Raw genomic sequence first — 23,223 nt, 5'->3', positions numbered from 1 at the left:
TTCTCACCCGGCGCAGCAGGAAAGCTGCTTCACATCCTTGTTGAAGGTCTGCGCCGCGAGCTTCAACCCCTCGACCATCGTCAGGTAGGGGAACAACTGGTCGGCCAGTTCCTGCACCGTCATGCGGTTGCGAATGGCCAGAGCCGCCGTCTGGATCAGTTCACCCGCTTCCGGCGCGACCGCCTGTACGCCGATCAGCCGATGGCTGCCTTCCTCGATAACCAACTTGATGAAGCCGCGTGTGTCGAAGTTGGCGAGCGCACGCGGCACGTTGTCCAAGGTCAAGGTGCGGCTGTCGGTCTCGATCCCGTCGTGGTGGGCTTCCGCCTCGCTGTAGCCCACGGTCGCCACTTGCGGATCGGTGAACACCACGGCCGGCATTGCGGTCAGGTCGAGCGCCGCATCGCCGCCGGTCATGTTGATCGCGGCACGGGTGCCGGCCGCTGCCGCCACATAGACGAACTGCGGCTGGTCGGTGCAGTCGCCGGCCGCGTAGATGTTCGGGTTGCTCGTGCGCATGCCTTGGTCGATGACGATGGCACCTTGCGCATTGACAGTGACCCCCGCTGCGTCCAGCGCGAGGCTGCGCGTGTTCGGTGTCCGACCGGTGGCAACCAGCAGTTTGTCGGCGCGCAATTCACCGTGCGTGGTGGTCAGCACGAATTCACCGTCCATATGGGCGACCTGGCTGGCTTGCGTGTGCTCCAGCACCTCGATGCCCTCGGCACGGAAAGCGGCTGTCACCGCCTCGCCGATGGCCGGGTCTTCACGGAAGAACAAGGTATTGCGCGCCAGGACCGTGACCTTGCTGCCCAGCCGGGCAAAGGCTTGCGCCAGCTCCAGCGCCACCACCGACGAGCCGATTACGGCAAGGCGTTCGGGAATGGTGTCGCTCGCCAGGGCCTCGGTGGAAGTCCAGTAGGGTGACTCTTTCAAGCCCGGAATCGGCGGGACCGCCGGGCTGGCACCCGTGGCGACCAGGCAGCGGTCGAACATCACGACGCGCTCGCCACCCTCGTTCAAACGGACGGTAAGGCTCTGGTCGTCCTTGAAGCGCGCCTCACCGTGCACAACGGTGATGGCCGGATTACCGCCCAGGATGCCTTCGTACTTGGCGTGCCGCAGTTCGTCGACGCGGGCCTGCTGCTGGGCCAGCAGCTTACTGCGGTCAATCGTAGGCACAGTTGCCGCAATACCGCCATCGAACGGGCTTTCCCGGCGCAGATGGGCGATGTGGGCGGCGCGGATCATGATCTTGGACGGCACACAGCCGACATTGACGCAGGTGCCGCCGATGGTGCCGCGCTCGATCAGCGTGACCTGCGCGCCTTGCTCGACGGCCTTCAGCGCCGCCGCCATCGCGGCTCCACCGCTGCCAATGACCGCTACCTGCACCGGGGGCTCGTTGCCACTGTGCTTTTCGGCGGCGGCCATCCATCCCCGCACCTTGTCGAGCAGTCCGACGCGGTTGTCCGCCAGTGGCGCATCGGCTAGCGTTGCCTTGTAGCCCAGTCCGGCCACGGCGGCAGTCAGCGCGTCCGGCGATGTGCCCGGCACGATGGCGAGTTGCGCTGTGCCCTTCGGATAGGACACCAGCGCCGACTGCACGCCTGGCACTTTTTCCAGCGCTTCCTTGACGTGCGCCGCGCACGAGTCGCAAGTCATGCCGGTGATTTTTAGATGGGTCATGCAACAGATCCTTTATCGTTTGTGGCGCCAGACAATGACGTCCGTTGTGCTGCGGTGCCGTTTTCAGTGACTCACTGCTTGACGCTGGACGGATAGCCCGCGTCTGCGGTTGCCTTGGTCAGCTTCTGCACGCTGGTCTTGGCATCGTCGAAGGTGACGACCGCTTGGCGTGTCTCGAAAGTCACGTCAACTTTGCTGACGCCTTCGACCTTGGAAATCGCCTTCTTGACAGTGATCGGGCAGGCGGAGCAGGTCATGCCCGGTACGGACAGCGTGACGGTCTGGGTGGCGGCCCAGACGGGGGCAACAACGGCGGCGAGGGCGAGGGAGGCAAACAGTTTCTTCATGGTGAACTCCGATCAGTAGAAAAATGGCATGACGTAGGGAAATCCGAGCGCGACCAGAACCAGCGCGGCCACGATCCAGAAAATGAGCTTGTAAGTAGCTCGCACTTGGGGAATCGCGCAGACCTCACCCGGTTTGCAGGCCGCTGCCTGCCGGTAGATGCGCCGCCAGGCGAAGAACAACGCCACCAGCGCCACGCCGATAAAGATGGGGCGATAGGGTTCCAACACCGCCAAGTTGCCGATCCAAGCGCCGCTGAACCCCAAGGCGATCAGAACCAACGGCCCGAGGCAGCAAGCCGAGGCGAGGATGGCGGCAAGCCCTCCAGTGAAGAGCGCGCCGCGCCCGGTTTTTGGTTCAGACATGCGCTTGTCCTTTCGAATTGAAATTGGATAGCGTAACCTTACTTCCGTACTCATGTACGGAGTCAAGCGATATGGAAAACAATTTGGAGAACCTGACCATTGGCGTTTTCGCCAAGGCGGCCGGGGTCAATGTGGAGACCATCCGTTTCTATCAGCGCAAGGGCTTGTTGCTGGAGCCTGACAAGCCCTATGGCAGCATCCGCCGCTATGGCGAGGCGGATGTAACGCGGGTGCGCTTCGTGAAATCAGCCCAGCGGCTGGGCTTCAGCCTGGATGAGATCGCCGAGCTGCTGCGGCTGGAGGATGGCACCCATTGCGAGGAAGCCAGCAGTCTGGCCGAGCACAAGCTCAAGGACGTGCGCGAGAAAATGGCTGACCTGGCGCGCATGGAGGCCGTGCTGTCTGAGTTGGTGTGCGCCTGCCATGCGCGAAGGGGGAACGTTTCCTGCCCGCTGATCGCGTCACTACAGGGTGGAGCAAGCTTGGCAGGTTCGGCTATGCCTTAGCGTGCTTTATTTTCCGTTTTCTGAGACGACCCCCTGACGGCAGCCCGGCGCTGGGTACAGTGGCGTAACCCCTTGCTAAGCCCACCGGAGGCCGGGATTGCCGCTGACGGCATGAGCGCGCTTGCCCCGCTTGGCAACGGGGGCACGGTATAGTATCGACGGGGTGGCAACGTCGGGAGCATCGGATGCGAACAAGAATACGGAAGTCGGGCAAGGGCGCCTCGCTCCGGCTCCCGGCCGAGATCGTGGCAGCGACCAGGGATGAGTATGACGTAGAGGCTCTGATCACCGGCATCACACCTGAAAACCGCCACGGTGAAGTGGATTTCGGCCCGGCCGTGGGCCAAGAACGGCAGACATCCGGCCATCAAACGACGTCTGCCAAGCCCCATTCACCGAGCAGACGCCGGCCATGATGGCTGCGGGCACAGCGGCTCCTCTTCCAGGCTGCTATACAATCGATGCATGAAACCCGTGGATGGCTCGCGCATACGCTATGGCGACCAAGTGCGCCTTGCGTTGATTGATGGCCATCACTATTCGATGGCTGAGGCGACGCGCGCTTGTGGTTTGTATGGTCGGCTGATTGAAACAGGGCACCGCCTCGCCAGCCCGGCGTCACTCGTAGCGGTGCAGATCGCGCGCCGCGACCGCGCTGCCGCCAGTGCCCTGCAGCTGGAACGGCGCGTCAAGGCGCCTCCGCGTCGACCGTTTTAGCCCGCCTGCCGTCACAGGCGGCTTTTTTGTCGCCCCACCGTACCGGCAGCCGATCGGTGCGCTTCATCCCTGGCCGCACCAGCCTACTCGCTACGGCCGGCTGTCCCAGAACATCCGCGGAACGCGACCACGATGCCCAACTGATAGCTGCCGGCCCGGTCGGTGCCCTGATTTCGGGCTGGGATTTGACCGTAGAGGGTTGGCGGCCGCCGGCGGTCCCTCGTGCGCCCGGCCCGCCAGCGCCGCCCCCTCACCCTCGAGCCCGGTGGTCGGCCGATCGCCAATGCAGAAGCGAGGCTCCCTGCTCATCACTGCGCAAGCGCACACAGTAGAGGGGATCCTGGCGGTGGGAAGGGTGGCTGCCGGCTTCAATATCGTCCAACCAGCGCGTGATGGCGCGATGCTCGCTGTCGATCTCCCAACGCGCGGCAGTTCGGAACAGGTCAAGCAATGGGGAGTCCCGATTCCATTCGCAGCAGGGCCATACCCGTTGCATGAGGTAAAGATAACCGTCCGGAGACACCTGCGCTCCCTCCTTATAGGAGAGCACGCCAGCATCGCGCATCGCGTGCGATTCCTTCAGAAAGCGATACATCTCTTGCTGCGCGAGCCGCGACGGCAGCGCCCTGCCCCGGCGTCCCCAGTCCAGCTCCAGGTCCTGCAATGCCACTTCAAACGGACACTGCCGTGATGCTTCGCCCAACTCATCACGTTGGGTCTTGATCCAAAAGACCTCGCCGAACCCGGCCTTGACGCGCTCCCACCGACACCCGCAGGTGCCATGGCGCTGCCGGATCTGCTGCTGGACGGACTGGCAGTACCACGCTGGCGAGCCGTCGGACGTATCGCCGCTGTCCTTGTAGAACGCAAACAGGGCGTCAAACCGCAAGCCACGCTCGCCAAGGCGCGCCAGCTCGCGACTGACTGCGCGCGGAAAACGCGCCTGATGGACGACCCAAGCGTCACCGCGGTCGGCAAGCAGTGGCTCGAGCGCGGTGGGCAGGGGGGCAAGCGTGTGCAGCTGGCCAAGGGCCTGCGCCACCGTGACTGCGCCACGATGCGTCCCTGCCTCGGACCGCCACAACTCGCCTGCCTGCATCCGCTTGGAAGCGTCGCACGCGTCGTGCACCCACGCTGCCAAGGTCAGCAGCGCCCCGGGCTCGCGCGTCGGAAATCCGTCCGGGGCGAAGTGCGGCCAAGCGGCGCAATGCCCCTGCATCAGGCGCTTGAACGCCCCCAGGCGGCGCTCACCTATGTTCCCGCTCCGATTGGCCGGCACGGTGGTCAGCGCTGTCAGGTGGACGGGGCACTTGGTTAGCCAGGGCACCTCATGCAGGTAACTGTGATAGCCCTGTTGCGCACAGGCTGCGCAATACCGGACGCTCGACCCCTGACTGTAAGCCGGAGGGGGCGCATAGGTGCCGCACTGCCGAAAATCGAGGGCGTGCTGGAGGACATCGGCCAACCGAGCCGGATCCTCGCCCAAGAGCGATGACACCCGCGCGACGTCATCATCAGAGATGAATCCCGGATGGCGTGGCTCGACTCCCAGGAACGCGGTGCCGGCCCGCGCGGGGACGCCATTGAGCGCACAAAACCTGGCGACGAACGACAGCGCCGACTCGTAGGGGCGCAGATTGCGTGGCCACCAGTTGACCGAAGGATAGCCCGCCACTGCTAACTGCCCGCGGCGATGATTCTCATGTGGTCAGAGAAGTTGGTCTTGGCCAATTCTCTGAGCCAATTCTCGTAGCAGGTCGCCTCGTCCCAGTCCATGCCGCGGGCCAGTTGGAACAGCACGCTCTCGGTCGCCTTGGCAACGTGTTGCATCGGAAACTCATGCCGCCGTCGCGCCTGCTGCGGTGACAACTCGACCAGGGCGTTCCAGAGAAGCTTGGCGCTGCCGGCCAGCCGGCGCCCGCGGGCAAAGTCCTCTGGCGCAAAATACGCCAGAAACGGCACCCCGCTGTCGACGGGCCATTCGGAGTCGACGTCATAGCCGTTCAGCACATACTCGATCTCCTGCACCGAGCGCAGACCGTGAAAGCGCGCATGGGCTGCCATGAAGCGGGCGGCCACATGCGCGTTGCCGGTGCTGGCCATGTATTCATGTCGATAGTTCAATTGATGCGTGCCGACCGAGAAGACGCTGAGCAGGTAACCGTCGTAATCGAGATCGTTCTGCAGGCCCACCAGCCACTTCCACTCGCGCAGCGTCAAATCCTGCGCTTCGTCAATCAACAAGACGACATAGTTGCGACACGCATTGTTGGCGATGGCAATGAAGCGTTGCCGACAGAGATAGGCCGCCTCGACCCGCTTGGGCACCTTGGCCGGGTTGACGAACTCGAAGTGCGACGCCATCAGAATCTGATGCCAGAACGCCGCTTCGTTGGAATGACTGTCGGGGCGTCGGCTCCATACCACCAGGGGCACGACTGCGCTAAATCGCTCCTCCAGCACCTTGCCGACATACCACTGCACGCAACGCGACTTGCCGAGCCGCGACGCACCATAGATATAGCCGCCCGGGCGCTGCTGATCGATCCATTCGCCCATCTGCTCGATCATGGCATGCATCGGCGGCGTGTAGATCGCATACTGCTTGGTCACAATGCAGTGACGCGGATCGATGCGCTCGGGCAGCGAGAACGACACGTTCTACTCCGTTCGCGCCATGCGCCGCGGGGGAAGCTCACCCTTCCCATCCGTGCCCGGGTCACCGGTTGTGTCAGCCCGTGTCACGGCCGGCGCGACCTCGGGCGCCTCCCCACCTCGGGATGACCCGCCGCGACCGCGCTCCAGCGCGGCATCAAGCATCACGGCGCCAATGGAAAGCTGGGAGGCCGCCGCCAAGATGCGCCTGGCTTCCAGGTACGCCGGATGAACCGGGAGCTTCTTGTGCGGCTGCATCTCGACGTACTGGATGAAGGCTTCGATCGCATCGCCGCCGGGGGAAATCGCAAACTGGCCTCTGGCACAAGCGCGGCAGATGGCCGCGCGTACCGCCAGGCTATGCGGCGATAAGTGCCATGGCGGCGCTGCGCGCAGCACCCCCAACGGCACACCATCGAGCGTTGAGGCCAGCGCAACGCGGCAATCGTCCTCTTCATGGCAGATCACCCAGATCTCGGTGCCCACCAGATCCTGCCGGTTGTGCAGTACCTCGTTGCTGTAGCGGCCATAATGGAAGTTCACGTACGGTGCCCGCCCCACCGCCGCGCCGCCCCTGACCACACAACGCCTTCTCACGCTAAACAAGCCTTGCATGGCGGCGGCATCCACCCGGCGCCACGTCTCGCCGCCATGCCGATGCAGGAAGGCCGCATACTGCAAGGGCGTCCGGTTGCCAATGCCGCGGTGAGGGGTAGCGTTATAGTTGGCGATCAGCACGCCCAACAGCTCTTCGGCATATTCGTATTGGAAGCGGCTGGCCAGCGCCACGCCGTCTGGCTCACGGCCCTGCCGATCTTGCGGCTTCGCCCCGGTCGTGTTCGTCAAGCGCTGAAAGCCACGTCCGGCGAGGTTGCGGAAAAACGACTCAATGAACGGGCGATCGTCTTTGCTTCGTCGTGCCGCGAACGAATTGCGCGGCTCCAGCAGTGTCGAACCCACGGCCTGTTGGAGCGCAGCGCGAACGTGCTGGCAGGTTTCCGCCAGTGCGCCGTCGACGCTGGTTTCATCCCAACACAGCCCCACAAAGTCCTCGCCGAGCGAGCCAAGCAGCCCTGCGCCAGGCAAGTATGGGGTGTCGGAAAAGGTCACGGGACGCAGCTTCGGCCGGCTCAGTCCGGTCTTGATTGCCCGCAGGACATCGTCTTTCGAGACTTCTCGCCCGGTGCTGAAGTAGTAGCCAACCACCGCGCGCGAGACCACCTCGAGGATCACAATCACCCAGAGCCGGTGCACGATCTTCTCCGTGAAACCGCCGCCGGCGAGCGGCAGCGACACGCAGAAGCGACCGTCCAGTTTGTGCGCGTCCATTTCGACCCGCTGCATGAACCGCAGGGCCGGCCGACCGGATCCATCGCCGGCCTTCAGCTTGCGCACCAGATCGGCTCCCCCGATGCTGGCCGCGAGCGATTTCGGGTCCGAGGACAGCACCTGTTCAACGAAGCGACAGATCGTGAAGTAAGCGCGAGTCGATGTATTGAACGGCCAGTCGCCGCGCGCCTCATAGCCGCGCTCGCGCAGTTGGTCAAGAAACCACAGCCAATGCCGTCGGGGCGATCGCTTGGCCTCGGATAACCGTTTGGACGATGGGCTGGAGCGAATCCGGGATTCGAATGACAGGCGCAGTTCCGGGTGCGCATCCAGCGTGGCTTGCAGCGCTCCGGCTGCCCCGCCGCCGAACCGGTCGACACGGATTTTCGTGCGGCGGCGGTATGGCCGTACTCTTAGCCACGGCACCAAGCCACGCCAACCATACGGCTGGCCATCTGGATGCGCCTGAAGACAACGCTCGGAAATCAAACGATAAACTTGCTTGTCACTGAACGAGGTCAGACGCTTGATGGTGTGGGCGTCGGCGCCGGAAAGATAAAGCTGGACCGCGTGTTTTCTGGAAAAGTATAAGGCGCGCCGCGGATCGTCGAGCGCGCCCTCGTCTGGCGTTGGCCAACCCGACGTGTCGACGCGTTGGCCACGAACGACTCGCCCGCCGCCGTAATGTTCATCGTTGCCTGGATCCATGAAGCGGTCCTCGACTTGGCAGGACGGGCGACATTGCCTAGGAAAACGTTTGAACGATAGAAGGCTTGCACGAGAATGCAAGCGACGCATCGGGCCAGGGCTGACACGCAGTCAGGCTAGGCGCGTCTCACAGGAGAAGTCCGTAGTGAACTTGCTACAGCCTTTCCCACCCCGTCTGCCGACCGTCGCTGCGGTCCTCTTCCCGACAGTCGCGCGAGGCTGGCAAACTTCCCCAGGACACCAGCAAGCGAGCGTCGTGCCGGGCGGATACGCCCAGTTCATCGCCTGCCGCTCGATCTCTGCACAGATTTGTTACAATTTTTAACTCGATGAGCCAGCCCTCTTTTCATTGTGAGCGGCAATGGGAAACCCCGACGAACTAAGCAGAGAAGAGCTGTTGCTCCGCCTCATCGAGCGCTACGTCATGATTGGTGGCCGTTACTACCGTGACATACCGGCGGAGCAACAGGCGCAATACCTACCCGACGTCTGCGAGAGCGAATCGTATCGATGTGAACGGTTGCGACAGCTGCTATATGAGCACGGCGCATTTCGAGGAGTGCCCTTCCGAAAGGGACCGATCGAGGTGATGGACGCCTTTATCGCCGAGGGTCCGCAGCGGCTTGCGGCAGAGCGCGAGAGACAGCGCGCCAGTGCCGAAGAAGACGAGCAAATGCGGAACCGACTTCTTGCACGGCAAAGAGAGCGCGAACCTCAGATTGACAAGACCGCAGACAAGCACCGCCGGCTGAGCTGGCTACCTTATGAGTCGGGGCCCGAAGGCCAGATTCTCGACCTCGTCAGTGCAAGCGTCAAGAAGTTGCACGCGGTCCAAATCGCCAAGCAGCTCGAGATGGAAGTAGCCGATGTTCTGGAAGGACTGGCGTCGCTGATCAGGTCAGAACGCATTATTGCGAGGGGCGACGGCACGTTTAAACTGGCAGACGAATAACCTGCCGGGGAGACACGCCCCTTCGCACGCTACCTGACAGACTGAAGATGTAACATGGCCGCCGTACATCCAAAGAACACTTTAAGTTGAACCGTTCAACGCAGTAACAATTTTCTGCAACGTTTGTTCAACTAAATTTGTTACTAGGCAAGCGACAAGCAGCGTCACGCCGTCAGTGCGTGAGTAACAAAATTACGCAAAACAACGGTTGGACGCAGATATGCTGGCTACCGCCATAGGGACTCCAACCGCGCACGATACCGAGCAGCGCCGACAAAGTTTGTCCGGTAAAATGCTCAAAAGCGCCAATGTTGTCTAGAATACTGAACATGCCATCCTTCACCGATACCACCTCTGTTCTGGAACGTCACTTGCTGTTGCAGCTCGGCGATCGCATCAAACGCTTGCGCAAGGCACAAGGCGTCAGCACGGTCGAGATGGCAAAGCGCGTTGGCATCTCCCGGACCACTCTCGCGGCCGTTGAAGCGGGCGACCCGGCGCCTTCCATGGGCACGTATCTTCGCGTCATGTCCGTTTTGGGCGTGGCCGCCGATCTTGCCCTGTTGGTTAGCGATACGTTCCAGCCGCCACCGGAGCACTCCGCGGCCGCGTCATCCAGGCGTCCTGCGCCACAGGTCGAAGTCCGGGTCCGGACGGACTCCAGCCGTCACGAGGCGCAGGACCTCCAAAGCATGGCGCTTCACAAGGAAGCGATCCGGCTGATACAGGATGACCCCGCTCTACTAGCTCGGGCTCAGGAAGTCCTCCAGCGATGGCGCGCACAGGGTGGGTCACGGTCCGATTCACTGTGGTCCGAGTGGGAATCGATCCTTGCGAAGCGATCCTGGCGCAAAGCGCTTGGCCGGACGCGGCGTGCTCAGGAACTCCGCCAGGCCTCTCCTCTGCCCACGGTGTTACCAGACGACGTGCGGCGCAATGTGTTAGCGCAGGTCCAAGCATTGAAGACCGGCGTTATCCTCGGAGAGACGCATGAACCGTGAAGATCTGGAACACATCATCCGAGCGGCTGCCGACATCACGAACGAGTACGAGTTCGTCGTTGTTGGCAGTCAATCGATTCTGGGCCCGATCCCTAATCCCCCGGCGATTTTCACCATGTCGGCGGAGGCTGACATCTACCCGCTCAATGCTATCCACAAGGCGGATGAAATCGATGCCGCCATCGGCGAAGGCTCCCGCTTTCACGAGACTTACGGATACTACGCGCAAGGAGTCGGACCAGAGACAGCGTGTCTGCCGGCCGGATGGCAGAGCCGGTTGCAGCGCATCCAGACGTCCGGCACCAACGGGCGCGTAGCCTATTGCCTGGACGTCCTGGACCTTTTTATGGCCAAGGCTGCCGCGGATCGCGACAAAGATCGCGTCTTTTGCATGGCCTTGATTCAGCACGGCTATGTTTCGCCGGACGCCGCTATCAATCGCGTCAACGACATGCCGATGGAAAGGGCTGCTCAGGGACGGCTACGTGCCCGCATCAAGCGCTGGACAAAGGCCTTGCGCGAACAAGGTCATGAGATTCCCGGCGACGCCGCCTAGATTCCACCATCAGGCAATGCGCTGTGAACAAGTGCGGCTTCGCGCCGGCGCTCCGAGGCCGGCGCAATGGGCAAGCAACATGCTTGTCCCGTGCTGACGTGTGGCGCTACCGCGGACGTTGATGCCGGCGAACGGGCGGGCCAGGACGCAGCGCTGCTGCACGAGCCATCGGAACATCGCACCGGGGATCGACAATGCATTTCATCAGCGCCGCTCATCCCCGCGCCGCTCATCCTCCTCCCGCCATTGCCGGCGCTGCCGCCGCAGTCGCCTCAACGCCGGCATGCCAACCCGCCATGCACGCCGGGCCTGCGCTCCGGGATGGGGATCGACCAGCAGGCTTAGCGCGCGCGCGTAGTCGCGCACCAGACCGGGCGTCCATGCCATGGTCTTGGCCCGCTTGCGGATCTGCGCGGCAAGCCACAATTCGGGCGTCAGCATCGTCTTGAGCAGCAGGCCCCAGCTGTGGCGATGGCCGTGCCGGCGCATCAGCGCGCCCTCCAGGGCCGCTTCCAGCCCCCGTGCCACGCTGACCGCGCAGTTGCGATATGTCAGGTTGTAGGTCGTGTCCGAGCGCCACGCATTCCAGAATCGCTCCAGCCGCGCCGGATCATAATTGCGCAGGTGCACGCGCGCTGTGGAATCGCCGCGGCGAGCCGATTCCGTGGCGTAGTCAGGTTCGAACCGCCCTGGCACATCGTTGTCGCTGGACGCACGCAGCGCTTGCGCGACGCGGTCGGGGGTACGGTTCAATGGCGTGGCCGGATCGAAGCTGATGTAGATGCCTTCCGGCGATTCCAGCGCGGCATGGCCGGTCCAGATCGCGCCGTTGGCGTCGACGGCGGCGATATAGCGGTCAACCACCGGGCGCCGCCGCAGCGGACGCTCGACCGAGCCGGATGGCGTCCAGACATGGACCGTCAGTGCGGGGCCATCCTTGGCAGGAAGCGTGGCGGATGGCTCGGGCTGCTGAAACAGCAGCGTCTTCGTGACCTTGTGCACCGGCTCGTGCGCCGCGCCCGTACGAACCGGCGGAGAACCGGCTTTCGTCCTACCGCCCTCCTCTGCCCCGGCGCGCCGCCGTCGCGGACCATGCATGAGGCTTTCGATCGTTGCGCTCTCGGGAACGCGCATCGCGCGGTAGGCCAGCATGACCATGCCCCAGCCGCCGAACAACAGCCACAGCGACAGTGCGTAAGGCACGGTGCCCCGATAGTTCGTCGGATAAGGCTGAAAGAAGAACATCGCGATCAGGATCTCGATCGCCCCCATGCCCACGGCGATGCGCCAGCGCGGAAACCGCACCACGCTCGCCGAGACGCATTGCAGCAGGCCATCGAGCAGGAACAGCGTGCCGAAGAGCATCGACAGCCAGAAGTGGCCATGATGATGGCCTGCCAGAACAAGGGAGGCCGCGATTATCAGGGACAGTCCCTTGAACACGCGCATGCTGCGCATGCCGCCCGCGCCGACGAACGCGACCACCAGCGTACCGATGCCGCCGGCCATCAGCAGCAGCGCAAACAGCTCGAGCGGAAAGTAGACGGCGCCGTCCAATCCGTCGATGAACAGCACGATGCCGGCCAGTAGAAAGGCGATGCCGAGCCAGAACATTCCGCGTGCCCGTTGGCGCAGATAGTCGAATCCCAGCATGATCAGCGCGAGCCGGATCATCGTTCCCCCAAGGACGATATGCTCCACGGGGATTCTAGTCACTATGTTGCGCCTGCGCGACCTTGTACTACTATCCTCATCGACGCATGCCGGCCGCGTCCGCGGCCCGCTCCGGCAGGGATTCGGATCTATGGGGGATACCGATGCAGTCTGCAGGCACCCGCTTCATCGTCGTGGCGATCCTCGTCGCCATTGCCTATCTGGCCGTGGGCATGCTGTCGCGCGCCATGGCCGCGAGCGATACGCAGGCTGTCGCCGTATGGCTGGCTGGCGGCGTCAGCTTCGGCGCCTGGCTGGTGAGCCCGCCAGGCATGCGGGCGGCAATACTGGCCGGTACCGTCGTTGCCGCAGCCATCTGGGGAATCGCGGGACACGCCCTGCCCTTCGGCGCCGCGCTCGCATTCTCCGCGATCGAGACTGCCAGCATTGCGATCGGCGCCTGGATCGCCTCCCTTCGCCAACAGGCCGCCCGGCCGCTGCAGGCCGCGGCGCTGCTCGTGGCAGGCGCCATCGTCACCAGCGTGGCAGGCGCGACGCTCGCCGTGGAACTCTGGCGCTGGCTGCAACCGGGGGGCGCTATCGATCTGGCTCGGGAATGGCGCGCCTGGGCGTTTTCCACGATCGTCGGCATCCTGCTCGTCGCGCCCGTGATCGTCGGCTTCAAGGGATTTGCCGTCAAGCGTTCCGGCGGCATGCCGATGAAGCAGTTCGGCGCCGGTGCGGCCATGTTCGCGCTGTTCCTGCTGACGACCCTGATCGTCTTCGATCGCAGCGTGCATCAGCGCTTCGGCGACGTGGCGGCGACGCTCACTTACCTGCCGATGCCGTTCCTGCTGCTGGCATCGATGTTCTGGGGCCCGCGCGGCGGCGCCGTTGCCACGCTGGTGGGCGCGCTGCTGATCATCTGGCTGACCGCGCACGGCGGCGGACCGTTTGCGATCCGCGAAAGTTTTCCGGGCGAGTCGGTGGTGGAGGTGCAGGCTTATGTCTGGGTGTGGGCAGTGCTGCTTCTCGCCGGTCGCGCGCTCAACGAGGCGCGACGAACCGCGCTGGCCAAGGCACGCGACTGGCAGCTGCGCTACGAGCGGACGCTGCAGGCCAATGGCGTGGCAAGCGTCGAGTTCGATGCCGTCACCGGCGTCGCGTGGTGGGGAGAATCGGCCGAAGCCGTACTCGGCGCCGAGGCGGCGCAGCTGCGCAATATCCGCGACTGGCTCGACCGCGTCGACGATGCCGACCGGCCACTGGCGCAGGCGGGCTGGGAAGCCGTGTCAGCCGGCCATCGCGACATGAGCACCGATGCGTATGACATCCGGCTCGACGGACGCGATCTGCATGTGCAGGCGCGCCTTGCACCGGTAAGGGGGCCGGATGGCGGCGTCGAGCGCGTGGCATGCCTGCTGCGCCTGGTCACGCCCGTGGGCGCGGAACGCCATGCGTGAGCCCGGCGTCTTCCTGATCCACGGTCTGGGCGGCACCCAGTACGACCTGGGCTCGATGCACAAGCGGCTCAAGAACGCGGGATTCGTCACGCATTCGCTGACCTTGCCGGGTCACGGCACGAAGCCGGAGGACCTCGTCGACGTGCGCGCGGAGGACTGGCTCGAAGCGGTGCGGGCGAAGTACCACGAAATCATCGGCCAGCATGACGTGCTGCATCTGATGGGCATGTGCATGGGATCGCTGCTGGCGGTGGAAACCGCCAAGCGGGAACGCCATGCCAAGGGGAAGCTCGTGGTGCTGGCGCCGCCGGTCTACATCGACGGCTGGGCCACGCCTTGGTATCGCGGTGCGCGCAGCCTGCTCTATCGCGTACCGGGCGTGCCGGCGCGGATGAAGGTCATGGAAGAAGACCCGTACGGCATCAAGAACGAGCAACTGCGCGCCATCGTCAAGGCCAAGTTCGAACGCGGCGAGAATTTCCACTATGGATGGGTGCCGCTCGCCTGCATCCGCGAAGTCGACCGGCTGCGAGGCTTCGTCATGACGGGCCTGGACCGGATCGCCTGCCCGACGCTGGTTGTCCATGCGCGCGAGGACGAGCTGACCAGCCTGCGCTCGGCCACTTACCTCGTCGAACATATCGGCGGCAGCAAGCGCGCCGGCCTGGCCCGCATGGTGGTGCTCGAGGACAGCTACCACATGGTCTGCGTCGACAACGATCGCGAAATCGTCGCCCGCAACGTGCTGGAATTCTTCGATGTCACGGCCGCGGCCTCGCTCGGCATGGGACCGGTGGACGCGGCCATGACGCCCGCCGAGGTACTGGCGCTGCTCGAAACCGCCCGGCGCCTGCTCGAATCCGGAGACTTCGCGGGCCTCTACGCCGCCGGCATTCCGGACTTTGCGTGGCTGCAACCGGGTGCGAACCGCGCGACGGGCGTCTATCGCGGCGGCAAAGGCCTCGCCCGGCTCAAGGGCTGGGCGATGGGCGAGCCGCCGTTGCGCTTCGGCGCCTTCGGCATGCCGAGCCTGAACGCCGGCGTGGCGGTGTTGCCGGCCACGCTGATGGCCGGCGAGGCGCTTGCATCGCCCGGCGTGCTGGCGCTTGCCATGCGCGCCGGCAAGCTGCTGGAGGCGCGCTGGTTTCCCGACGATGTCACGCTGGAAGACCGCTTCTTCGGCGGCGAGCCGGTTCCCGAGGGCCCGAGCCCGCAGGAAAAGGCGTTCTCGGAAGCGGCGGCACTGTCAAAGACGCTGCGCCAGGCGCCGGACAACGACACGCTGCTGGCCCTCTACGCGCTCTACAAGCAAGGCAGCATCGGTGACGTGGTGGGCGAGCGCCCCGGCGTCATGGATGTCGTGGGCCGCGCCAAATACGATGCCTGGGCCGCGCGCAAGGGCATGACGACGCAGGCGGCCATGCAGGCCTACGTCAGCCTCGTGCAGGAGCTGCGGGCCAGGGAGGAGGCGGCGGTGTCGTAGCGGATATCCGTGCATCGAGTTGAACTCGCCTCTCGACAGATTCAATCCTTCAGCTCCTCTCTCAACTTCGGCTCGCCGGTGCGAGGATCCGTCACGGTGACATTCTCCAGCGCCTTGATTCGCCAATCGCCCTCCTGTCGCGTCAGCACCGCAAGGATCACTGTATCCACAGCATGCGGGCCCGCTGGATGAGCCGTTCCAGCCGTCAGTCGACTCCAAAAATGCATCACCACCGCTTCGGGGCCGATGGTCACCACGTGTATCAGTTCGTTTTCGAGCGTGGAATCACTGTAGATCGTTGCGTGAATCGGAGCGTGCATCTCGACAATCGCCTCGACGCCGCGCACGTAGCGCCCAAACCGGTTCACGAATGTCGCATCCTCATGGAACAATGCTGCGAAGGATTCCATATCGTGCCGATTCCACGCGTTCTGAAACGCGTGCAACGCTTCTTCTGGGTGTTTCATATCGCTGGTATCGCGGAACGTTGTAGCGGTTTTTTCTGGCCATTTCATGATAGCAGTCAGCGAAAATCCACGTCGTGATTACGCAACCTGCCTCCGCGCCCCGCGCAACCGCCGAACAAGAAACGGAGCAATCAACATCGTCCCCGACGCCAGCAGCAGCCCCGCCGAAATCGGGCTCGACCACAACACCGCCACGTCGCCATTCGAGATGGACAAGGCGCGGCGCAGATTCTGTTCCAGCATTTCGCCCAGCACGAAACCGAGGATCAGCGCGGACATCGGGAAATCCATCTTGCGCAGGATATACCCGAACACGCCAAGCACCGTCATCAGCACCAGGTCGAAGGTGGTCGCATGCACGGCATAGACGCCGATGGCACTGATCGCGGCGATGGCTGGCACCAGCATCCACATCGGTGTGGACAGTGCACGCGCGAACAGATTGACCAGCGGGATATTCAGCACCAGCAGCATCACGTTGCCGATGAACAGCGAGGCGATCAGGCCCCAGACGATATCCGGCTGCTGGGTAAACAGCATTGGGCCGGGCGTGATGTTGTACAGCGTCAGCGCGCCCATCATCACCGCGGTCGTACCCGAGCCGGGCACGCCGAGGGTCAGCATCGGCACGAAGGAGCCGGTCGCCGAGGCGTTGTTGGCCGCCTCGGGCGCCGCCACGCCGCGAATATCGCCGTGGCCGAAGGTTCCGTTGCTGCCGTAGATGCGCTTCTCGGTCATATAGGTGATCGCGCTGGCAATGGTGGCCCCCGCTCCCGGCAGCACGCCGACAAAGAAACCGATCACCGACGAACGAACCGTGCACCACCACGTCTGCGCGGCCTCCCGCGCATTGAACATCATGCGGCCGGTGTTCTTGACCAGTTGCTGCCCTGTCTCGGTATGCTGCTCCAACATCAGCATCAGCTCGCTGACCGAGAAAAAGCCGATCACCACCACGATGAACTGGATGCCATCGGACAGGTGCACGTTGTCGAAGGTGAAGCGGTACACGCCGCTATTGGCGTCGACACCGACGGTGGCCAGCGTCAGGCCGATCAATGCCGCCAGCAATGTGCGGACCGGCTTGTCGCCAACCATGCCAGCCAGGCACGCGATGGCAAAGATCATCAGCGCGCAGTATTCGGCGGGACCGAAGGCCACCGCCCAGTCGGCAAGCACCGGTGCGAAGATCACCAGGCCGAGGGTGGCAATCACCGATCCGACAAACGAACTCCACGCGGAGATGGACAGCGCCACGCCGGCCAGTCCCTTGCACGCGATCGGGTAGCCGTCGATCGCCGTCATGATGGCACCGGCGTCGCCCGGCACATTGAGCAGAATCGACGAGATGCGGCCGCCGTACTCGCATCCCATATAGACGGCGGCCAGCAGAATCAGAGCGGTCTCCGGCGGCAGCTTCATCGCATAAGCCAGCGGCAGCAGAATGGCGACGCCGTTGATCGGACCCAGCCCCGGCAGCATGCCGACCAGCGTTCCGATAAAGGCCCCGATCGCGGCCACCAGCAGGTTCGACCATTGCGACGCAATGCCGAAACCATGCAGCAGATGTTCGAACGCGCTCATAGCAGGCCCTCGATCAGGGTGCCGATCGGCAGCGTGACTTCCAGCCAGCGATCGAACAGGAAAAACAGGCTGATGCCCATCAGCGCGCCGGTCGCCACGCAGGCCATCCACCCGCCGCCGAACAGCCGGCCCAGCACGATCGTCAGCAAGGCGGTGGCAATGGCAAAGCCGAGCCACTGGAACACCAGTGCATACGCCAGCAGTGCAGCCACCATGATGGCCAGCCGGAAGGCGCCGCCGCGCTGGGGCCAGGCGACCTTGGGCCCCGGAAAGACAAGCAACCAGATACTGCACAGTGCCATCAGCACGCACAGCAGCAGCGGGAAGGCCCGCGGCCCCACCGGCTCGTAGCTGAACTCGGCGGTAAATCCCGTGGCCACCCACGCGGCGGCGGCGCTCAGCAGCAGCCACGCGATGGCGAAAACGCGATCACTATTCATCGATATCTCGGGGTGTTGGAGGTGGCCGCGGGCGCGGCCCAAGGGAGATGCCGGGCGTCCCGGCGGCCCGCTTTACTTCATCAGGCCAAACTCGCGCGCCAGCGTCTGGTAGCGGGCGACTTCGGCCTTCACATAGCTGTCCAGTTCCGGGCCGGTCTTGGCAAACGGAAAGAGGCCCCTGGCGTCGAGCGCTTCGCCAAACTGGCGTGAGGCCAGCAAGTTCCGGAACGCAGTGCTCCACCATTGGAACTCGGCATCGGGCACCTTCGGCCCCATATAGAAGCCGCGCACGATGGGCCATTGGACATCGAAGCCCTGCTCCTTCGCGGTCGGAATCGCCGCCAGCTTGCCGGGCAGGCGCTTGTCGGCCAGCACCGCGAGCACGCGGATCTTGCCGGCCTCGAGCATGCCCGCGACCTCGCCGATGTCCCCGGGCACGACCTGCACATGGTTGCCGAGCAAGGCCGTGATGGCCTCTCCGCCGCCCTCGAATGCGACGTAGCGCATCGTGCGATGCTCGACGCCGGCCTGCTTGGCAACGAGCGCCGCCTTCATCCAGTCCTGGCTGCCGACCGAACCGCCCGCGCCAAACACCACCTTCTGCGGATCGGCCTTCATCGCGGCCATCAGGTCCTTCAGCGTCTTGTACGGCGAGTTGGCGGCGACCGCGACCATGCCGTAGTCGGTACCGATGGCGGCCAGCCACTTGACGTCGTCCGGCCCGTATTTGCCGAACTTGCCGTGGGCCAGGTTCAGCAACGAGCCGCTGGAGAAAGCGACGATGGCCTGGCCATCGGCCGGCCGCTGTGCCACGACGGCGTTATAGGCGACCGCGCCGATGCCGCCCGGCATATAGGTCACGCGCATCGGGCTCTTCAACTGGCCGCCGTCCTGCAGCGCGGTTTGTGCCAGCTTGCAGGTCAGGTCAAAACCGCCCCCGGGCTTGGCCGGCGCAATGCATTCGGGGCGCGATGGCTGGGCCTGGGCGTTCGTGGACAGCATCGCCCCGGCGGCGAGCATGGCGACGACGAGCTTGGGAATGGCGGTCATGGGGTCTCCTGGTCCGGTCGTTGTTATGGCGCGCGAACACGAATTGACTTCGGCGCGATTGGCCGTATCGTAGAGCCCGATGCTGTCGCGAGCCTGTCATCGCGACTGTCACGGCCTAGCGTTTACCCTATTCCATGCGTTTATTGCTGATCGAGGATCATCAGGAGCTTGCTGCCTGGATGGTCAAATCCTTGCGGGCGGACGGATTCGACATGGATCATGTCCCCGATGGAGAAACTGCCCTGACGATGCTGCAGGAGCAGCCTTACGGTGTGATCCTGCTCGACCTGTCATTGCCCGGCATCGATGGCCTGGAAGTCCTGCGCATTGCCAGGGCCCGCGGCGTCGGCGCGCCTATCCTGATCCTGACCGCGCGCACCGAAGTTGCCGACCGCATCAAGGGCCTGGACCTGGGCGCCGACGACTATATCGCCAAGCCCTTCGACCTTGGAGAATTGAGCGCGCGCATCAAGGCCCAGTTGCGGCGCACCCATGGTGGCCAGCCGGTGACGCGCTTCGGCGATCTCGCCTTCGACTCGGTCGAGCGCATCTTCCTGCTGCGCGATGCGCCGCTGATGCTGTCGCGGCGCGAACATGCGGTTCTGGAAGCGCTGTTTATCCGCGCCGGCCGCGTGGTAACACGCGAAAGCCTGCTCGGCCGGGTGTTCTCGCTGGATGACGAAGTCAATCCCGAGGCCATCGAGCTCTACGTATCCCGCGTACGCAAGAAGCTGCGCGACAGCAAAACGACCATCACCGCCGTCCGGGGCATTGGCTACCTGCTCGAATCGAATCATGGCAGCGACTGAGCGTCGGCACAGCCTGCGCCGCCGTCTGCTTTGGCGCTTGACCATCCCGCTGGTCGCGGTCGGCATCTTTACCGCTTTCACCTCGTATCGCACCGCGTTGTCCGAAGCCAATCAGGCCCATGACCGCACGCTGCTGGCTTCCGCGCGCGCCATCGCGGAGCGGCTCGACTATCGCAATCACCAGTTGGTGGTGGACGTTCCCTATGTCGCACTGGACACCTTCCAGGTCGATATCCGGGGCCGCATTTTCTATCGGGTCCGCGATCCGGCGGGGCGTTTTGTTTCCGGTGACCGGGATTTGCCGCCGATGCCCAAGGACGTGCCGCGCAGCGACCACTACCCTGCCCTCGTGCATTTCTACAATACCGATTACCTCGGCACGCCGCTGCGCGTCGCGGCATTATGGCAACCGGTCGCGGGCGCCGGCGATGGCGGCATCGCCCTGGTCGAAGTCGGCGAAACGCTGGAAATGCGCGACGACATGGCGATGCGGCTGCTGGCCACCACGCTGTGGCAGCAGGCGCTGTTGATCGCCGCCTCGCTTGCGCTGATCGCACTGGCCGTGCATGTCGCACTGCGGCCGCTGAAGAATATCGAGGCCACGCTACGGGCCCGCGACACCGCCAGCCTGGATCCGATCGACGTTCCCGAACTGCCGCGGGAAATCCATCCCCTTCTCGCCTCGTTGAACAGCTATCTGGACAGTCTGCGCGGCATGGTCTCGCGGCAATCGCAGTTCCTCGACGATGCCTCGCATCAGTTGCGCACCGCGCTCGCGCTGGTCAGAACGCAGGCAGACCATGCCGTGCGGACCTATCAGGCCAAGCCGGAATGGCGCGAGATCCGGGACGCCATTGACCGCACCATCCGGCTGACCAACCAGCTGCTGGCGTTGGCGCGTACCGATGCCCAACCGCCGCATGCCGCGCAGGGCGCCGCGCTGCAACGGCTGGACCTGACGGCGCTGTGCCGGGCGGTGTCGGCCGAGTGGTATCTCGCGGCGCGCGATCGGCAGCTGGACTTTGGCCTGAGCGCCTCCGACCAGATGCATGCCTACGTCAACGGCGACGAAGGCATGCTGCGCGAGATGCTGGCCAATGTTCTCGACAATGCCGTGCAATACACGCCCGCGGGCGGACGGGTGGAAGTGACCGTGATGGCGGGGGCCACCACGCATCGGGTGCTGGTGGACGACAGTGGCCCCGGCATTGCGCCGGCGATGCGGACCAAGGCATTCGAACGATTCGCGCGCCTCGGCGGCTCGCGTTCTCCGGGCAGTGGACTCGGTCTGGCAATCGTGCGGCAGATCTGCGAAGCGCACGGCGGACGCGTGCTGCTGGAAGACGGGCCGGATGGACGAGGACTTCGGGTCCGTATCGAATTGCCTGCCGCCAGCGCGCACGGCCGTGTCAGCGGATCGCTACCGGATTCACGTTGACCTGCGTCGAGCCGACGTAGCGTGGCTGGCCTAGCACGAACAGGAATTCCCACGCCTTGTCACGCACCAGTGCGCGGCTGTCGATCAGTTCGAGGTTATAGATGCCACGCTTGGCCAGCATGAACTGATTGACCGGAAACTCTTCGCCGCTCGGATTCGGGTACACCTCGGACGCCCAGGTGTCGCCGCCGAACGCCACGATGCCCTGGTCGGCGAGCCATCGCGCCGCTTCCATGCCGATGCCCGGCTCCACGTCGAGGAACTGCTTGTTGTCCTTGCCGATCAGATCGAGCCATCCGGTGTGGAACAGCACGACATCGCCCTTGCGCAACGTGACGCCCTGGCGCTTGAGCACGGCCTGGATATCGGCAACCTTGAATTCCGTTCCGCCCGGCACGATGGCCTTGCCATAGTGAGCGGTCATGTCCAGCACCACGCCCCGCGTGACGATCGGCGGTACCTTTTCCACGCCCAGCTTCTTCACGCCCTCCACCGTGACGATGTCCGCGGCGCGATTGCCGTTGTAGTAGACGTTGTCGATACCGATATGCCCGATGCCATTGAGCTGGGTGCCGACGCCGGTCCACGCCACGGCGAGCTCATCGTTGAACGTAAAACGGTTCGGCCCCAGGGTCTGGCCGGCCTGCTCCCCGGGCTGGATGTTGTACAGCTTGAAGCTGCGATGCCGGAATGCCGGCAGATCCTTGCTGACCGGAACGCCGAGCGCATAGGTCTTGCCGGTCTTGACCAGCCCGGCGGCCTGCCGGACGACGTCGGGCGTCAACAGGTTGGCCGCGCCGATTTCATCGTCCGGTCCAAACTGCGAGGGATACCAGTCGGCCGCCCATGCTCCGTGAGCCGTTGCCGCCAATATCACCGCCATCGCAATTCCGTGCTTCGCTTTCATCGTGTTCTCCGCTCTCTGACGATCGAATCACGATTCTGCTGTGGCGCTTGACTGCGAAAAACCGGCCCGGCTGCGAAAGACCTTTGAATCGTACGCAAGGGTCGATGGATCGGTCAGCTCGGCAACCGGCTAGTTCGACCGCGGCAGGATCTCCATCGATTCACACTCGCTCCCCCGGCACCAGGCAATGATCTGGACCTGGCCGATGTCCCATTCCAGAGTGAATGCGCCAAAATCAAAGGAGCTATAGCGGCATCGGTCCCCAAGGACTTCCTTGAGGCGGTCCACCGGCTGCCCAGCGTAGCGACTCACGTCGACGAGCGCGGTGAGGATGCGCGCCTCCTCTTCAGCCTTGGCGCGCGCATGCCGGGCTCCCGCTCGCCGGGACCAGGAGACGAGCCAGAGTCCGAGCATTGTCAAGGCAAACAGCAACAGTGCGGAGGCGGTGGAGAGCATGCGCAGCCGGGGAGTTCTGGACGGCAATACGGTCCGAATGGGTCTTGACTCGAAAAGTCGATCTCGAATTGTACCGACCATCCGGCCAGAGCGACGCGCCGGCAACCAGCGTTGGAATCGGAATTGGCACGCGCAAGGCGCCCCGCATGGGCCCAGATCGCATTCAATGCGCCGCGACACCCCTCCCCCGCTGTATTCGCCTCTGCAGACTGTGCGCAATGAACGCCGCCATCGTCCCCAGCGTGGCCGCCGAGGCCAGCATCGTGAACGCGGCCACCGATGGCGGCTGGTGCGACGCAAAGTAGGCGACCAGACCGAGGAAGAAGCCCAGCAGGTTGTTCAACGCGGGTGCCTTTGCCAGCGACAACGCGATGCCGGTGATTGCAAACACGACCGCAGTGAGCGTGTATTGCCCCAGCAGCGGCGTCAGTGCCGCCATGGCAAGCGCCGTGCCGATACCGAGCGCCACGCCGATCAGCACGCAGCCCAGATTGATCGCGCCCTGCTTCAGGTTCATACCGCGTGTGAAGAATGAAATCCAGCCAACGAACATGGCCCATACCGGCACGTCCAGCGCGGTCACGCTCAGCGTGGCGGCCGACGAGGCAACGATCGACTCGGCGATGACCACCTTCAAATGCGTGGGAAAG

22 protein-coding genes are annotated in these 23,223 nt (G+C 64.1%); 8 read left to right on the top strand and 14 right to left on the bottom strand.

All coding sequences use genetic code 11. From position 1 onward, the window contains the following. Positions 1-3: 3 nt before the first annotated feature. The 3 genes from merA to merT all read right to left on the bottom strand — a co-directional run bounded on the left by merA (position 4) and on the right by merT (position 2,399). Positions 4-1,689 carry a mercury(II) reductase gene (gene merA, locus AC6EI8_RS00910; RefSeq protein WP_003156770.1) on the bottom strand — a complete coding sequence of 562 codons (1,686 nt, stop codon included), beginning with the start codon at positions 1,687-1,689 and terminating at the stop codon, positions 4-6. A gap of 71 nt (positions 1,690-1,760) precedes the next feature. After that, complete coding sequence (gene merP / locus AC6EI8_RS00905; RefSeq protein WP_003131987.1) at positions 1,761-2,036, bottom strand: mercury resistance system periplasmic binding protein MerP; 276 nt, start codon at positions 2,034-2,036, stop codon at positions 1,761-1,763. A 12-nt stretch (positions 2,037-2,048) separates the two neighbouring features. Next, the gene (merT, locus tag AC6EI8_RS00900) at positions 2,049-2,399 is read right to left on the bottom strand and encodes a mercuric ion transporter MerT (protein ID WP_003131974.1); all 351 of its coding nucleotides are present in this window, start codon (positions 2,397-2,399) and stop codon (positions 2,049-2,051) included. A gap of 71 nt (positions 2,400-2,470) precedes the next feature. On the opposite strand from merT, the gene merR reads away from it, so the two are divergent. Further along, positions 2,471-2,905: a mercury resistance transcriptional regulator MerR gene (gene merR, locus AC6EI8_RS00895; RefSeq protein ID WP_003131969.1), complete on the top strand. Its 435-nt coding sequence runs from the start codon at positions 2,471-2,473 to the stop codon at positions 2,903-2,905. Between the two features lie 967 nt (positions 2,906-3,872). Here merR and AC6EI8_RS00890 read toward each other — a convergent pair. From AC6EI8_RS00890 to AC6EI8_RS00880, 3 genes are read right to left on the bottom strand one after another with little or no spacing between them, the layout of a single operon-like run. Next, on the bottom strand, positions 3,873-5,297 hold the full coding sequence (locus AC6EI8_RS00890) for a TniQ family protein (protein ID WP_053821749.1): 1,425 nt from the start codon (positions 5,295-5,297) through the stop codon (positions 3,873-3,875). Positions 5,298-5,299: 2 nt separating this feature from the next. Continuing rightward, entirely contained in the window at positions 5,300-6,280 is a 981-nt protein-coding gene (locus AC6EI8_RS00885; RefSeq protein ID WP_053821748.1) for an ATP-binding protein, read from the bottom strand. 3 nt (positions 6,281-6,283) lie between these two features. Next, positions 6,284-8,314, bottom strand: coding sequence for a hypothetical protein (locus AC6EI8_RS00880; RefSeq protein ID WP_053821747.1), 2,031 nt, complete (start codon positions 8,312-8,314; stop codon positions 6,284-6,286). A gap of 361 nt (positions 8,315-8,675) precedes the next feature. Between AC6EI8_RS00880 and AC6EI8_RS00875 the strand changes: the two genes are divergently transcribed. The 3 genes from AC6EI8_RS00875 to AC6EI8_RS00865 all read left to right on the top strand — a co-directional run bounded on the left by AC6EI8_RS00875 (position 8,676) and on the right by AC6EI8_RS00865 (position 10,823). Continuing rightward, positions 8,676-9,266, top strand: a complete 591-nt coding sequence (locus AC6EI8_RS00875; RefSeq protein WP_053821746.1) for a hypothetical protein — start codon at positions 8,676-8,678, stop codon at positions 9,264-9,266. Between the two features lie 329 nt (positions 9,267-9,595). Beyond that, positions 9,596-10,267, top strand: coding sequence for a helix-turn-helix transcriptional regulator (locus tag AC6EI8_RS00870; RefSeq protein WP_226105647.1), 672 nt, complete (start codon positions 9,596-9,598; stop codon positions 10,265-10,267). After that, complete coding sequence (locus AC6EI8_RS00865; RefSeq protein WP_149320254.1) at positions 10,257-10,823, top strand: DUF6036 family nucleotidyltransferase; 567 nt, start codon at positions 10,257-10,259, stop codon at positions 10,821-10,823. Before AC6EI8_RS00870 ends, AC6EI8_RS00865 begins: the two co-directional genes overlap by 11 nt. A 204-nt stretch (positions 10,824-11,027) precedes the next feature. Here AC6EI8_RS00865 and AC6EI8_RS00860 read toward each other — a convergent pair whose 3' ends face one another. Continuing rightward, positions 11,028-12,497 (bottom strand): HdeD family acid-resistance protein, encoded by a 1,470-nt coding sequence (locus AC6EI8_RS00860; protein WP_255650664.1) that lies wholly within the window; start codon positions 12,495-12,497, stop codon positions 11,028-11,030. Between the two features lie 143 nt (positions 12,498-12,640). On the opposite strand from AC6EI8_RS00860, the gene AC6EI8_RS00855 reads away from it, so the two are divergent. Next, positions 12,641-13,939: an MASE1 domain-containing protein gene (locus tag AC6EI8_RS00855; RefSeq protein ID WP_498381025.1), complete on the top strand. Its 1,299-nt coding sequence runs from the start codon at positions 12,641-12,643 to the stop codon at positions 13,937-13,939. Further along, positions 13,932-15,422 carry an acyl-CoA-binding protein gene (locus AC6EI8_RS00850; protein ID WP_498381023.1) on the top strand — a complete coding sequence of 497 codons (1,491 nt, stop codon included), beginning with the start codon at positions 13,932-13,934 and terminating at the stop codon, positions 15,420-15,422. The genes AC6EI8_RS00855 and AC6EI8_RS00850 overlap by 8 nt, the downstream gene beginning before the upstream one ends. A gap of 41 nt (positions 15,423-15,463) precedes the next feature. Here AC6EI8_RS00850 and AC6EI8_RS00845 read toward each other — a convergent pair whose 3' ends face one another. From AC6EI8_RS00845 to AC6EI8_RS00830, 4 genes are all read right to left on the bottom strand, one after another. Then, positions 15,464-15,937, bottom strand: coding sequence for an SgcJ/EcaC family oxidoreductase (locus AC6EI8_RS00845; RefSeq protein ID WP_498381021.1), 474 nt, complete (start codon positions 15,935-15,937; stop codon positions 15,464-15,466). Between the two features lie 30 nt (positions 15,938-15,967). Further along, positions 15,968-17,473 carry a tripartite tricarboxylate transporter permease gene (locus AC6EI8_RS00840; protein WP_226106290.1) on the bottom strand — a complete coding sequence of 502 codons (1,506 nt, stop codon included), beginning with the start codon at positions 17,471-17,473 and terminating at the stop codon, positions 15,968-15,970. After that, positions 17,470-17,913 (bottom strand): tripartite tricarboxylate transporter TctB family protein, encoded by a 444-nt coding sequence (locus AC6EI8_RS00835; RefSeq protein WP_226105656.1) that lies wholly within the window; start codon positions 17,911-17,913, stop codon positions 17,470-17,472. Before AC6EI8_RS00835 ends, AC6EI8_RS00840 begins: the two co-directional genes overlap by 4 nt. Before the next feature lie 72 nt (positions 17,914-17,985). Continuing rightward, the gene (locus tag AC6EI8_RS00830; protein WP_265633946.1) at positions 17,986-18,963 is read right to left on the bottom strand and encodes a Bug family tripartite tricarboxylate transporter substrate binding protein; all 978 of its coding nucleotides are present in this window, start codon (positions 18,961-18,963) and stop codon (positions 17,986-17,988) included. A gap of 134 nt (positions 18,964-19,097) precedes the next feature. On the opposite strand from AC6EI8_RS00830, the gene AC6EI8_RS00825 reads away from it, so the two are divergent. Together AC6EI8_RS00825 and AC6EI8_RS00820 are read left to right on the top strand one after the other, a co-directional pair. Continuing rightward, complete coding sequence (locus AC6EI8_RS00825) at positions 19,098-19,772, top strand: response regulator (protein WP_149320259.1); 675 nt, start codon at positions 19,098-19,100, stop codon at positions 19,770-19,772. Further along, positions 19,759-21,210 (top strand): sensor histidine kinase, encoded by a 1,452-nt coding sequence (locus AC6EI8_RS00820; protein ID WP_498381017.1) that lies wholly within the window; start codon positions 19,759-19,761, stop codon positions 21,208-21,210. Before AC6EI8_RS00825 ends, AC6EI8_RS00820 begins: the two co-directional genes overlap by 14 nt. Here the strand turns inward: AC6EI8_RS00820 and AC6EI8_RS00815 are convergent. The 3 genes from AC6EI8_RS00815 to AC6EI8_RS00805 all read right to left on the bottom strand — a co-directional run bounded on the left by AC6EI8_RS00815 (position 21,182) and on the right by AC6EI8_RS00805 (position 23,204). Further along, a complete protein-coding gene (locus tag AC6EI8_RS00815; RefSeq protein WP_149320260.1) occupies positions 21,182-22,117 on the bottom strand; it encodes a cyclase family protein in 936 nt (311 codons plus the stop codon). The two genes, AC6EI8_RS00820 and AC6EI8_RS00815, sit on opposite strands and share 29 nt — an antisense overlap. Before the next feature lie 129 nt (positions 22,118-22,246). Continuing rightward, positions 22,247-22,573: a hypothetical protein gene (locus tag AC6EI8_RS00810; protein ID WP_150083958.1), complete on the bottom strand. Its 327-nt coding sequence runs from the start codon at positions 22,571-22,573 to the stop codon at positions 22,247-22,249. A gap of 163 nt (positions 22,574-22,736) precedes the next feature. Next, the gene (locus AC6EI8_RS00805; protein ID WP_498381015.1) at positions 22,737-23,204 is read right to left on the bottom strand and encodes a DUF1097 domain-containing protein; all 468 of its coding nucleotides are present in this window, start codon (positions 23,202-23,204) and stop codon (positions 22,737-22,739) included. Between the last annotated feature and the right edge of the window lie 19 nt (positions 23,205-23,223).

The organism is Cupriavidus sp. R6-3, from assembly GCF_059772245.1.
This window is presented reverse-complemented; position numbering and strand designations above follow the sequence as displayed.